At 65.0% G+C, this 12,651-nt stretch carries 13 protein-coding genes; 3 read left to right on the forward strand and 10 right to left on the reverse strand.

Going from position 1 to position 12,651, the window contains the following annotated elements:
- Positions 1-2: 2 nt before the first annotated feature.
- The 4 genes from CG51_RS05455 to CG51_RS05470 all read right to left on the reverse strand — a co-directional run bounded on the left by CG51_RS05455 (position 3) and on the right by CG51_RS05470 (position 3,507).
- On the reverse strand, positions 3-641 hold the full coding sequence (locus tag CG51_RS05455; protein ID WP_035742782.1) for a glutathione S-transferase family protein: 639 nt from the start codon (positions 639-641) through the stop codon (positions 3-5).
- 36 nt (positions 642-677) lie between these two features.
- Positions 678-2,456: an acyl-CoA dehydrogenase C-terminal domain-containing protein gene (locus tag CG51_RS05460; protein WP_035742973.1), complete on the reverse strand. Its 1,779-nt coding sequence runs from the start codon at positions 2,454-2,456 to the stop codon at positions 678-680.
- Positions 2,457-2,567: 111 nt separating this feature from the next.
- On the reverse strand, positions 2,568-3,017 hold the full coding sequence (locus tag CG51_RS05465) for a MerR family transcriptional regulator (RefSeq protein ID WP_084695049.1): 450 nt from the start codon (positions 3,015-3,017) through the stop codon (positions 2,568-2,570).
- Between the two features lie 94 nt (positions 3,018-3,111).
- Complete coding sequence (locus CG51_RS05470; protein WP_035742784.1) at positions 3,112-3,507, reverse strand: MerR family transcriptional regulator; 396 nt, start codon at positions 3,505-3,507, stop codon at positions 3,112-3,114.
- A gap of 115 nt (positions 3,508-3,622) precedes the next feature.
- On the opposite strand from CG51_RS05470, the gene CG51_RS05475 reads away from it, so the two are divergent.
- Genes CG51_RS05475 through CG51_RS19050 form a run of 3 tightly spaced genes read left to right on the forward strand, consistent with a single transcriptional unit; the run spans position 3,623 to position 5,172 of the window.
- Positions 3,623-4,048, forward strand: coding sequence for a PaaI family thioesterase (locus CG51_RS05475; protein ID WP_035742786.1), 426 nt, complete (start codon positions 3,623-3,625; stop codon positions 4,046-4,048).
- 1 nt (position 4,049) lies between these two features.
- Positions 4,050-4,556 carry a PaaI family thioesterase gene (locus CG51_RS05480; RefSeq protein WP_035742788.1) on the forward strand — a complete coding sequence of 169 codons (507 nt, stop codon included), beginning with the start codon at positions 4,050-4,052 and terminating at the stop codon, positions 4,554-4,556.
- 10 nt (positions 4,557-4,566) lie between these two features.
- Positions 4,567-5,172: a zinc metalloprotease gene (locus CG51_RS19050; protein WP_051930071.1), complete on the forward strand. Its 606-nt coding sequence runs from the start codon at positions 4,567-4,569 to the stop codon at positions 5,170-5,172.
- On the opposite strand, the gene CG51_RS05490 is transcribed toward CG51_RS19050, so the two are convergent.
- The 6 genes from CG51_RS05490 to CG51_RS05520 form a co-directional block, all read right to left on the reverse strand.
- Complete coding sequence (locus tag CG51_RS05490) at positions 5,165-5,998, reverse strand: substrate-binding periplasmic protein (RefSeq protein WP_035742790.1); 834 nt, start codon at positions 5,996-5,998, stop codon at positions 5,165-5,167. The two genes, CG51_RS19050 and CG51_RS05490, sit on opposite strands and share 8 nt — an antisense overlap.
- A gap of 141 nt (positions 5,999-6,139) precedes the next feature.
- Positions 6,140-7,900, reverse strand: a complete 1,761-nt coding sequence (locus CG51_RS05495; RefSeq protein WP_035742792.1) for a pyrroloquinoline quinone-dependent dehydrogenase — start codon at positions 7,898-7,900, stop codon at positions 6,140-6,142.
- 66 nt (positions 7,901-7,966) lie between these two features.
- Positions 7,967-8,563, reverse strand: coding sequence for a c-type cytochrome (locus tag CG51_RS19055; RefSeq protein WP_051930073.1), 597 nt, complete (start codon positions 8,561-8,563; stop codon positions 7,967-7,969).
- Positions 8,564-8,708: 145 nt separating this feature from the next.
- Entirely contained in the window at positions 8,709-9,545 is an 837-nt protein-coding gene (locus CG51_RS05505; protein WP_035742794.1) for a substrate-binding periplasmic protein, read from the reverse strand.
- Positions 9,542-10,357, reverse strand: coding sequence for an ABC transporter permease (locus tag CG51_RS05510; protein WP_035742796.1), 816 nt, complete (start codon positions 10,355-10,357; stop codon positions 9,542-9,544). Before CG51_RS05510 ends, CG51_RS05505 begins: the two co-directional genes overlap by 4 nt.
- A gap of 1,302 nt (positions 10,358-11,659) precedes the next feature.
- Entirely contained in the window at positions 11,660-12,640 is a 981-nt protein-coding gene (locus CG51_RS05520) for an ABC transporter ATP-binding protein (RefSeq protein WP_035742800.1), read from the reverse strand.
- Between the last annotated feature and the right edge of the window lie 11 nt (positions 12,641-12,651).

The following is a 12,651-nucleotide window of genomic DNA, read 5'->3' on the forward strand; positions in this document are numbered from 1 at the left end:
CTTCAGAGGCCACGGTCGGAGGGCCGACCGGGCATCATGTCATAGGGGTGTTTCCAGCCGGGCAGGGCGGCGACATTATCGAGCCAGCGGTCGATGTTCGGCCAGGCCTTCCGGTCGAAGGTGAAGGGTTCCGGGTAGTAGAGATAACCGCAGCAGGCGGTATCGGCGAGGCTGGGCACGTCGTCCACGATGAAGTCGCGCCCTTCCAGATGCGCGTCGAGCACCTTGAACGCATCGCGCAGCCGCCCTGACAGCCAGCGGATCACTTCCTGCGGGCGCTTCTCCTCCGGGACGAAGTTCATCAGGAACCGTAGCGTGCCCGCCTGAGAGGACATCTTGTGATTGTCCCAGAGCACCCAGCGCATGACCTCCTGCCGCAGGTGGTGGTCCTGTGGCAGCAGCTTCCCGGTCTTTTCGGCGATGTGATACTGAATGAGGCCGGATTGGGTCAGCACCTCATCCCCGTCGCGCAGCACGGGAACCTCGCCCATCTCGTTCAGCGCCCGGAATTCCGGGGAGCGGGCGTCTCCGTGAAAGAAGTTCACGAAGACCGGCACCCACTCCACCCCTGCAAGGGTCATGGTGAGCGCCGCCTTGTAGGAATTTCCGCTTTCCCCGAAACAGTAAAGCTTCATCGCCATTCCGTCATCCTCCCTTTGACGGGCAGCAGCATGGCCTCAGAACCCCGCCACGTCGAGCGCCATGACCGGTTCCGCCCCGGAGGTGATCCGGGCGAGATGCATTCCCGTCGCGGGAAGCTGACGCGCCATGTAGTACCGCCCCGTGGCGATCTTGGCGTTGAGGAAATCGGCATTGCCCCGGCCCGCAGCCAGCGAATCCTTTGCAGCCTTCGCCATCCGCGCCCACATCAGGCCGAGACAGACATGCCCGAACAGGTGGACGAAATCGTTCGACCCGGCGAGCGCCGCATTCGGGTTCTTCATGCCGTTCTCCATGAAGAACATGCCCGCGGACTGCAGATCCTTGGACGCGGCCTTCAACGGATCGAGGAAGCCCGCCTTCAGTTCGGCATCGCCCTCGTTCTCCTTCACGAACGTTTTCAACATGTCGAAGAAGGCCATGACATGCTTGCCGCCGTCCTGCGCCAGCTTGCGTCCGACGAGATCCAGCGCCTGCACACCGTTCGCGCCCTCATAGATCATGGTGATCCGCGCATCGCGGACGAACTGGGAGACGCCCACTTCCTCGATATAGCCGTGGCCGCCGAAGATCTGCTGGGCCTGCACGGCCATCTCGAAGCCCTTATCGGTCTGAAACGCCTTCAGCACCGGGGTCATCAGGGAGATCAGCCCTTCGGCATCCTGATCGCCGAGCCGTTTGGAGCGGTCGATGAGATGGGCGCCCCAGAAGGTGAAGGCACGCGCGCCCTCGATGAAGCTCTTCTGGTCCATCAGGCTGCGGCGGATGTCGGGATGCACGATGATCGGGTCGGCGGGGCCATCCGGGTTCTTCACCCCCGTCACGTCGCGGCCCTGGAGCCGTTCCTTGGCATAGGTCAGCGCGTTCTCGTAGGCGGCCACGGCCTGTGCGTAGCCCTGCAAGCCCACGCCAAGGCGCGCCTCGTTCATCATGGTGAACATCGCGCGCATCCCCTTGTGGAGATCGCCGATCAACCAGCCCTTTGCGCCGTCGTAGTTCATCACGCAGGTGGCGTTGCCATGGATGCCCATCTTCTCCTCGAGCTTGCCGACGGAGAGGCTGTTGCGCGGCCCGAGCGAGCCGTCCTCATTCACGAGGAACTTCGGCACGATGAACAGGCTCACGCCCTTCGTGCCCGCGCCGCCGCCCGGTGCCTTCGCCAGAACGAGGTGGATGACGTTCTTCGACAGATCGTGATCGCCCGCGGAGATGAAGATCTTCGTCCCGGTGATGGCGTAACTGCCGTCTTCCGCCGGCTCGGCCCGGGTGCGCATGATGCCGAGATCGGTGCCAGCCTGCGGCTCCGTGAGGTTCATCGTGCCAGTCCATTCGCCGGAGACGAGCTTCGGCAGATAGGTCTGCTTCTGCTCCGCCGAGCCGTGGGTATGAATGGCAGAATAGGCGCCGTGGGTCAGGCCCTGATACATGTTGAAGGCCATGTTGGCGGCCACGAACATCTCGCCCGTGGCGCTGTTCATGACATAGGGCATCCCCTGACCCCCGTATTCCGGGTCACAGTCAAGCCCCATCCAGCCGCCAGCGGCCATCTGGTCATAGGCCGCCTTGAACCCCGTGGGCGTGATCACCACGCCGTTTTCCAGCCGGCATCCTTCCCGGTCGCCGACGGCGTTCAGCGGGGCCAGCACTTCGGAGGCCAGCTTCCCCGCCTCCTCAAGAATGGCGGTGGTCGAATCGCGATCGAGTTCGTCGTAGCCCGGCACATCGCTTTCGGTCACCTTCAGAACCTCGTGCAGCAGGAACTGCATGTCCTCGACGGGGGGCGTGTAGGTCGTCATCTCGGTCATTCTCCGCTTTTCCGGGCTGGGGAAGGATATGCCCCTCGCCGCAGGTGTCTTGGGCGCGCAGGCGTTTTCCACCGCGCAGCCAGTTTTCCGGGGGAAGGATTATTAGGCCGCGGTCAGGTCGCGCGGGCCGCCGGCCAGCACGTCATCGGCCCAGGCGATCTCTTCCTTCAGTTCTGCAATCGCCTCGTCCAGCTCCGCCCGACGGCGCTCCAGGTCATCTAGACGCTTGGCCGCCACATCACGCGTACGGCTGAGCTGGGTAATCTGGCTGCCGTCTCTGTCATAGAGATCGAGAAGCTGGCGCATCTCCTCAAGGCTGAAGCCAAAGCGCTTGCCCCGCAGGATCAGCTTCAACCGCCCGCGGTCGCGCCGTGTGAACCAGCGCGTCTGTCCTTCCCGCAGGGGGGAGAGCAGCTCCTTGGATTCGTAGAAGCGCAGGGTGCGTGGCGTGACGTCGAAAGCCGCGCACATTTCACCGATGGTCATGAGCCTGCCGGTTTCGTCTCTGGCCGAAGCCAGGCTCACCGGCGGGGAATGTATCGCCCGCTGCATCCTCTTCCTCCTTCGCGTTTTCTAAGAAATCGCGTCCCGAAGAAAGGTTACAACAGAGGATGACGTTTACGTAAACGGAACGTAGCGTAATGTCCTATCCTGACGTGACGTGAGGGGCCGGTTCCGCCTTTTCAAGCTCTTCCGCTACTTGGTTCCGCAGCTCGCGGAGGTCTTCCAGGGTCGTGTGAAGATCGGTGATCTGGTTTTCCAGCTTGTCGATCTGCCGGTCCGCCATCACGATCCAATCTTCCATCTGGGTGCGCGTTCCAGACTTGTCATAGACCTCCAGCCACTGCCGGATTTCCTCAAGGCTGAACCCGAAGCGGCGACCGCGCAGGATCAGTGTCATCCGCGCCACCTCCCGCGGTCCGTACAGGCGCGAGCGCCCCTCCCGCACCGGACTGAGCAGTTCGATATATTCGTAATAGCGCAGCGTGCGGGGTGTCACATCGAACTTCGCGCACATTTCCTTGAAGGTCAGCATGGTCATGGAGTGTCTCCTTGCGTCACAAGGTAATCACCGGACCCGTCTAACGCAACGTCACGAGCGGCTTGCCCCCGCCCGCAGATGGGCCAATAACGGGGTGGATACCCAGGGGTGACGCATGACATCTGAGCGACGCAAGAAGTTCTACGACGAGATCGGCCGCAGCCCGCATGCGGCAGCCCTGGGGCTCAAGGTGGAGGAGATCGGCGTGGGCGAGGCGCGGATTTCCATGCCTTACGACCGCAAGCTCATCGGCGAGCCCGCAAGTGGGGTGATCCACGGGGGCGCGGTTTCCGCCCTTATGGACACCACGGGGGGGGCCTCCGTCGTGAGCGCGGATGAGGGGGTCGTCGCTACAGCGACGCTGGATCTGCGGATCGACTACATGCGCCCCGCCACGCCGGGACAGGCGATCACCGCACACGGCGTCTGCTACCACATCACCCGGCTGCTTGCCTTTGTGCGGATCACCGCGACGGATGAGGACACGGCCCATCCGGTTGCCAGCGCCACCGGCACATTTACCGTGGAAAGGGAGGACTGAGATGGCCCGACCCGCGCCCGAACCCGTCGCCGCCATCAAGGAGCGCCGCGACGGCGTGCTCCGCCGGCTGATCGAGGCGGTTCCCTATATCGGCTTTCTCGGCATCGATTTCGACCGGCGGGGCGATGAGCTGACCGCCGTGCTGAACTACAACGAAAAGCTCATCGGCAACCCGTTCCTGCCCGCGCTGCACGGCGGCGGAACCTCCGCCTTTCTGGAGACGACGGCGATCATCACGCTCGCCTGGTCCACCCTGTGGGAGGATATGGAGAACGGCAGGCTGGACCCCGCCGATTTCTCCGCCGGGACGATGCCGCGCCTGCCGCGCACCATAGACTTCACGGTGGACTACCTCCGCTCCGGCCTGCCGCGGGATGCCTATGCGCGCGCCCGCGTGAACCGGTCGGGGCGTCGCTTCGCCTCAGTCCATGTGGAAGGGTGGCAGGACAATCGCGACCGACCGTTCATTCAGGCGACGGGACATTTCCTGATGCCCCGGCGGGATTGAGGCGCGGCGCATGTCGCTTCTTCAGGACCTGACCGTCCAGCAGATCGTCACCCGCATCTTCGCCATGCTGATCTATGCGGCGGTGCAGGGCGCCCTGCTGGCGGGGCTGGCCCGCGGTCTGGGCGATGTCCGCCCCGTGCGGGAGGGGCGGCTCACGCTGAACCCCTTCCTTCAGGCCTCCGCCTGGGGCGTTGCCATGGGGGTGCTGTTCCGTACGGGCTGGATTGCGCCGCTGCGTCTTTCGCCTGCACAGGGGGTTGGCGAACGGGTCAGGATCCTCGTGATCGTGGCGGCGGGGCTGGGGGCGATGCTCGTTCTCGTGCCACTTCTCGATCTGCTGCGCGCACCATTGCAACAGGTGCTGCCGCGCACAGCCGGCTACTACGTGCTCTACGCGCTCCAGATGGTGCAGGAGGTCACCTTCGGCTCCGTCGCGCTGAACCTGCTGCCCGTGCCGGGGCTGATCGCGGGCAATCTATGGCGCGCGGTCTGGCCTGGCGGGGAGCGGCTCCTTCAGCGGGCCGAGCCGCTGGGCCTGGTGCTGGTCGGTGCGGCGCTGATCCTCGGCTGGGTTCCGCTGCCCTTTGGCTGGCTGGACCAGCTCCACCTCATCTGACAGAACCTTCGCCCGCGACGCCCTCATAGCCGAAGCGCGTCATGATCTCCGTGATCGTGCCATCCGCGACCAGCGCGTCGATGGCCGCGTCGATCTGGCTGCGCAGATAGCTGTCGCGAACCCCGACCAGCGCCCCCACCCGCGTGGCCGCAGCCGGAACCGGAGCGGGGTCGATCACCCGGAGGGCCCGCGCCTCCGGGTGATGAGCCTTCAGTGCTGCCAGAACCGGCTGCCACAGGAGCATTCCCGCAAGTCGCCCGTCTTCCACCCGCCGGAGCATCAGCTCCGGGTCGGCATAGGGCAGACGCGTCCAGCGCTGCTCCTTGGGCTGCTGCTGGTTCCAGGTGATATAGACCATCTCGCCCATGCTCTGGATCGCGGTCCCGATGAGCCGGTCATGCGGTATATCGCCCAGCCGCGCCCAGCCGCCCTCCTTCACGGCCAGAACGAAGGGGATCGTGGCGTAGGGGCGCGTCACCATGGCCCAGTCGGGGAAGGGCGAATCTTCCTGCACGGAAATACCCATGAACAGGTCGCAGGTATTGGTCATGGCGATCTGCAATTCGTCCATGAAGCCATCACCGCTCAGGGGGAAGCCCTGGAACCCTTGAGCGAATTTTACGTCGAGCAGAAGGGCGGACCCAATGGCCCGCGCCACCTCCCGGTCGAACTCGAGTATCTTGCTGCTGGCATCGTTGCAGACGGTCAGGCTGTCCCCCTGCTGTCTGCGAGTGGAGTTGAGCAGTTCCCCCGGCACGCCTGCCGTCTGGGCATCTGCCGTTCCGGTCATCGCCAGAAGCGCCCCGGCAAGGATGAGATGCCGCATGTGAACCCCTTTCTGTGGGAGGGGGCGGACGTGCCGCCCCGTTCGATAGCCGTGGCCCATTCTCCCCTCTTGGGGGAGAAGGCATCGCCCGCAGTCAATGGGAAAGGGGAGGGAGGCCCTCCCCGCCCCGTCAGGTGCCGGTCAGTTGCTGGCCTTCGGCAGCTTGTAGACAAAGATCGAGTTGCCCGAACCCGTCGGTAGCGGCGTCTCCGGGAAGGCGGAGGAGATGGAGCTGGCCGCGTTGGAGTAGCCGGTTGGGACGACCAGATACTGCTCTCCGTCGATCTCATAGGTCACGGGGGAGCCACCGATCGGCGCGTTCAGCCGCTGGCGCCAGAGCACCTTGCCCGTCTCCTGATCCCAGGCGGAGATGTAGCGCGCAGCGTCGCCGCCGAACACCAGCCCGCCCGCCGTGGCAAGAACGGAACTGGTCATGGAAGGCCGCTCCCGCGCCTGCCATTTCGACTCGCCCTGCTTGGGATTGATGTCGAGTGCTTGCAGCAGCCCCGCCTCCGTGATGCCTTCGGGCAGAACGCGGGGGCCGAACTTCACCGAGCCGACGGCGTTGCCGGCGGTGAATTCCGATTGGGTCGGCGTCACAGTGTTGCAGGCTTCCGTCAGCGGTACGAAGAAAGCCTTGGTGTCGGGGCTGTAGGCCCCGGCCATCCACAGCTTGCCGCCCGAGACGGAGGTGCAGACGAGCTTGCTTTCCCCGATCGCGCTGGAGACGAGGTCCGTATTGATGTGCACCGTGCCATCCGCGTCAATCTTGGAGACGGCGTTCTGCTTCACCGTCTCCTTCGACCACAGATATTTGCCGGTGTCGCGGTCGAGCGCGAAGGCGATACCGTTCTTGCCCGGAACGGAGATCAGCATGTGGCTGGTCTTGCCGTCGGCTTCCTGATCCACGAGGATCCGCTCGAACGGGCTGTCGAGGTCCCAGTTGTCCCGGGGGAGGTGCTGGAAGTACCACTTCAGCTTCCCGGTGTCGGCATCCAGCGCGAGCGTGGAGTTGGTATAGAGCACACTGCCATCACCCGAGCCGCGCACCAGTTCCGAATACGGACCCGGCATCCCGATGCCCCAGAAGGTCGTGTTTGTCCGCTCGTCATAGGAGCCGGTCGCCCATGGTGTGCCGCCCCAGCGGTTTTCTGCGGGCACCGGCCCCCAGCTTTCCTGCTGCTTGGGATTGTCCGGGTCGTCGATCGTGTTGAAGCGCCACAGCTCCTCACCGGTATTGAGGTTGTGCGCCATGATGAAGCAACCGCCCGCCGTGCCTGCAATGGAGCAGCCGGAGATCGCCGAGATGATCTTGTCCTTCACGATGATCGGGCCGACGGTGTAGCTGTAGCCCTTCTGGTAATCCAGAACCTGCTTTTCCCAGACGACCTTGCCGTCTGCGGCGTTCAGCACCACGATCTTCGCATCGGCCGTCGTCAGCACGACCTTGTCGCCGGCAAGGGCGATGGAGTTCTTCTGCCGCCGGGCCTGGTTGGCCTGATAGGACCAGGAGGCCGGGATCTCCGCCAGAACGTGACGGTAGGTCCAGATCAGGTCACCGGTCTTGGCATCCAGCGCCTCGACGATGTTGTTGTTGGTCTGCAGGAACATCACGCCGTCGTGGATGAGCGGCACCGTCTCCTGGATGCCTGCTTCCGCCATCGGCCAAGCCCAGGCGAGTTGCAGCTTGGCGACAGTTTCCTTGTTGATTTGCTTGAGCTTGCTGTAGCCGGAGTTGAAGCGGTCGCCCCGCCACATCAGCCATTCCCCCTCCGGCGGATTGGCAAGCATCTCCTCCGTCACGGGTTTGTAGTTTTCACGGACGTTCTGGGCGAAGGCCGCGCCGCTCAGCGCCACGAGGGCGGTGGTGGCGGCAAGAAGCGGTTTCGAAAAGAATGACATCATGTCCTCCTCGGTGCGCATGGCGCGCGATATGTGCTGTGCGCGGGCCGGTCGTGGCCCCGCGCGTCACTCGGCGGTCGGGAGCTTCTTGCCCCAGGTGAAGGCCTGCGGAACGCTGCTGGCGGCGGTGGTAGATTTCATCGTGTCCACGGCCGGACCGCCAGGAAGGGGCTTGCCCCAGGTGAACGCCTGCGGGACGTTCGTGTCCGCCGCCATGCTGTCCGCGGCCGCAGTGCTCCCGCCAGCCGGACCGGCCGCGGTTTCCGCCGTCAGGCTGATGGCGGCGAGCTTCTCCTCATCCTCGACCAGAGGATCGGGGCCGGGCTGGGCGCCGTTGAAAGCCATGATGTAGGCGATGATGTCGAGATAGGTCGCCGCGCCGAGCTGACCGGGCGCGGAGGGCGGCATGGCGACGGAAATGAAATCATAAAGCCCTCCGGGTGTGTCCCAGTTGGCCATCACGTCCGGCCCGACGAGGCCGGGAGCCTCCGGGCCTTCGAGCTGCATTCCGTGACACTGGGCGCAGTTCGCATTGTAGGCGGTCTTGCCCGCCTCCGCCTGCTCCGCGGTGAACCCGGCGGCAAGGCCGGGCAGGCCGGAGGACAGAAGTGCGACTGCTGCCAGCATCCCGGGGATTGCGGATCGTTTGGTGAAGAAGATCACGGCTACCCTCCCTCCTGAAGATGCGCGAGCGCCGGCGACTGGGGTGTCGTGACGGCAGGTGGCGCGACAATCTGTCCCATACCTTGGTAAGAGGTGCAACATCATGCAGCAGATAAGTGGAAAAAAAGCTAATTATAATGGCATATTACATATGCGAAACCGATCCTGCTTCGGCAGTGAGGCCGTAGCGGTTGCGAAGGTTCGCAATTTCTCCCCGTCCCACCGCCTCCGAAAGCGCCGCGGTCAGAGCGCGCTTCAACGTCACATCCCCCTTCCAAGTTCCAAAGGCCAGAGGCACTGGCGCGAGGGCCGGGTCGTCAGGCCAGACAGCGGTGAAGCCCGGCAGGGCATCCTCTTCGGGGGAAAGTGCGAAATTCTCTCCGATCGCAGCCGCGGCGCGCCCTTCCAACAGTGCGGAGCGGAGCGCCGCCCCGTCTGCCACCAGCAGGGGTCGGTAGCCGTCGGCCCGCATCCATGCGGAAAGCGCCAGCCGGTCGAGGCCGCTTGCCCCCGGCAGGACCGCGAAAGTGCTGCCTGATGGGGGAAGCGCACCTGCGGGCAGCAGCAGGAGCCAGCCGATCCGCTCGCCGGTCGGAAGAAGTTGCAGGAAACCGCGCGCGGTGGACGTATCCGCGATCCCGCCGCCGATCATGTCGCATTGCGCGCGCGTGAGGTTCCAGTTTCGCGGGTTGAAGTCACGCCCGATGGTCGGCACGACGTTCACCGCAAGGCGCAGGCCCAGGCGATCGGCGAGAATACGGGCAAGCTCGACATCGTAGCCGGGCCGATCAGGCTCTCCCGTCACCAGCGGCGGATAGGTGGGAGGAACGCAGAGTTTCAACACGCCTGCCGCCCGGCGCTCGGCAAGCGAATTGTCCTGCGGCAGAAGGCCGGCTAGGGCGAGAATGGCTACCACGACACCGAGATTCCGGATCGCCGGCCACCAGCGGCCCCGGAGCGGTGAGGCGGGCGGCGCGCTCATGCCCTGCGGAAGTCGATAACGGCGAGGAGGAAGAACACCGCCGCCATGCCGAAGATTACCAGTGGCCCGGTTGTGGGCGCGAACTGGTAGAAGCCGATCAGCACGCCCCGAAGCGCATCGACCGCGTAGGTGATCGGGTTCGCGCGGACCAGGGTCACCAGCCATTCAGGATAGGTCGCCACGGTCTGGGTACGGGTGAGCGAAGGATCAAGCGGAAAGACCGAGGAGGAGGTGAAATAGAGCGGAAGGATGATGGTGTTGGAGAACACACCAAACCCCTCGAAGCTGCGCACCCGCTGGGCCAGAAGCACGCCGAAGGAAGTCAGCCCGAAGGCCAGCACGAACATCAGCCCGATTGCCGTGAGCGACTGCCCGATGGTCAGCGTCACATCGGCAAACCGTGCCAGGATCAGCACCAGGGTGCCATGCACCGTCGCCACCGTCGCCCCGCCCAGCACCTTGCCCAGCAGTATCAGCCATCGCGGCATGGGTGAAACGAGCACTTCCCGCAGGAAGCCGAACTCCCTGTCCCATATCACCGAAACGGCGAACTGGATGGATGTGTACATGATGTTAAGCACGATGACGGCAGGGAACAGGAACTGCAGATAGGTGAAGGGGATGACCGTGCGCACCTCTCCATAGACCTCTCCCCTGAAGTAGGGGTTCAGCCCGATACCGAGGATGAGCAGCCAGATCAGCGGTCGGCTCACGCCGCCCACCATCTGTCCACGGTCACGGGTGGCGCGCAGCACCTCCCGCAGCCAGACGCCATAGAGGCCTCGAAGAAGGGCGGGGAGAGCGCTGGTCATGAGGCGCTCCTTTGCGAACTGAACGGGGATGGAGCATTCCACAAGCCGTGATCCGTCGGGTGGCGGGGGAGGCCCATGGATGTGGCCGGCATAACGAAGGGGATGTGCGCAGTGCGCGCTTTCGCGGTGGTCGGGGCAGGGCCTGCGGTGCGGGCCACAGGAGTGGCCCCTGCCAGCTGGCTCCGGCTGCCGCGATTGGCGGAGGGGCGACCCCCGAGCTGATGGCCCCGCGCGCCATGCGGACCAGTTCGAGGCGCTGTGAAAGGTGGCGGAGGGCGGGGCCGGGTATCGGGTTGGGGCGCTGCTCCTTCCTGTCGGACGTGACGAGGGGTCGCTTTGCCGGCGATGTCGGGCCATGGGCGAGGAACAGCGGCAAGTCTGACAGGGCTATGGATGGCCGGACGATGTCTCGCGCTGCAACGGGCGCGCTGATCCGTGAGGGACAGGAGCACGCATCGCGCGGATCTGCTGGAGTGAGTTCCGCAATGGGCCGCTGGACGAGGGTGCATCGGCCGGAGAACGGTTGGGCAGGCGGGCCAAAAATGAGCCGAAGAGCGTTGGACCGGAAGGCGTTGGACCAGAAGGAGGTGGGCCCGAGAGTTATGGGCCTGAGAGTTATGAGCCTGGGGGTGACGGATCTGAGGGTGACGGGCCGCAGGAGGACGGGCTGGAGAGGGACGGGCCGGACACCCTCCACGCCGATGGAGTGGACGACTGCTGTGGGGGGGGTGGCAGTGCGGACCGTTTTCAGCCTGCATGTGTTTCGCCAGCTCTGCCGGCAGGTCGGTTGACCGCATGACAGCCGGTGCTCCCGGTCTCTGCCCAAGGGTTTTCCGCAGGAGAGCGGGTGTAGCGCTGGGCGCGCCGATCGTGGACCCATGTCGGGCCAGAATGAGTGACCCAGCCACCTGAAGACCAGCGATGCGGTCTCGAAGGTCAGCAATGCGGTCCCATCCCGCTGCGGAACCTCGCGGCAGACGGCGGGTCCGTCCAGCAATGCCCGGATCGGGAGCAGGGGCCGAAGGCGCTGCCCCTCACCCCTTGCCGACGGCATGGGGAACCGGGCGTTCGCGTTGTGCGGTCGATGCCGTGCTGTCGGCCCCTGCAGCAGCGGGGAAGGGCTGCGGTCCGGCGGTGTTGGAGCTGCCCCCGGAGATCTGGCCCTCAGAGACCCGGCCAGCAGATGCTGTGAACCGGGGTTAAGGCACAATCCGTTCGCACAGGGCCTGCGCAAACTTCGAGCAGGTAAACCGTGCCCGGCCCCCTCCCGACGATCCGGTCCTGTCATGACGGCCGCAGACCTCATCGCCGCCCGCCCTTGCGTCCGGCTTCACGCTCTGCCGCGCGAGCGCCTTCACCGCGATCACGAAGCTCGCGGCCCGTGAGGGAGAGGAAGACACTTTCCAATGTCGGCTCCTCGAAGCGCACCTCCGTCAGTCGGTTGCCGAAGGCGGCGAGAAAGGTCTCGACCACCGCTGCATCCGGGGCAGGAATCGCGAGGTGCAGGGGCGCTACTTCCATCGCCGCGGGATAGGCGCGCCGGATGGCCGAGGCAGTTTCCACCTCTCGTGCGATGACGCGGAGCCACCGCTGGCCATACCCCACCTTCAGGCTTTCGGGGCTGCCTTCGGCGAGGATGCGGCCATTGTCGATGATGCAGACAAGATCCGCACTCTCCACTTCCTCGATGTAATGAGTGGTGGTCAGCACCGTCAGACCACGCTCGCGTCTGAGCCCGTCCAGATAGCGCCAGATGCGCGCGCGGGTCTGGGCGTCAAGGCCCACGGTCGGCTCGTCGAGGAACAGGATGCGCGGATGATGCATGAGGGCGCGGGCAATTTCCAGCCGCCGCCGCATCCCGCCGGAGAAGTTGCGCACGACCGTTTCCTGCCAGTCGGTGAGTTCGACAAGCGCCAGAACTTCCGCCATTGCGGCATGTCGCACCCGGCGGGCCATGCCATGCGCGAGTCCGTGGAAATCGAGATTCTCCGCTGCCGTCAGCCTGTCGTCGAGGCTCGAATCCTGAAACACCACCCCGATGCCGCGTCGCGCGCGCAAGGGCTCCCGCGCCACGTCGGCACCCGCCACCATTGCGGTTCCGCTGTCGGGCCGGAGCAATGTGCAGAGGATGTTGAGGAGCGTGGTCTTGCCCGCGCCGTTCGGGCCAAGCAGCGCAAAACTCGCGCCTGCAGGCACGGAGAGGCTCACATCCTCCAGCGCCCTGGTGCCCCCGAACACGTGCGAGAGATGTTCGACCTGGATGGCAGGCGGTGTTTCCGGCATGACGGCCCTCC

The organism is Haematobacter missouriensis, from assembly GCF_000740775.1.
Taxonomy (GTDB): domain Bacteria; phylum Pseudomonadota; class Alphaproteobacteria; order Rhodobacterales; family Rhodobacteraceae; genus Haematobacter; species Haematobacter missouriensis.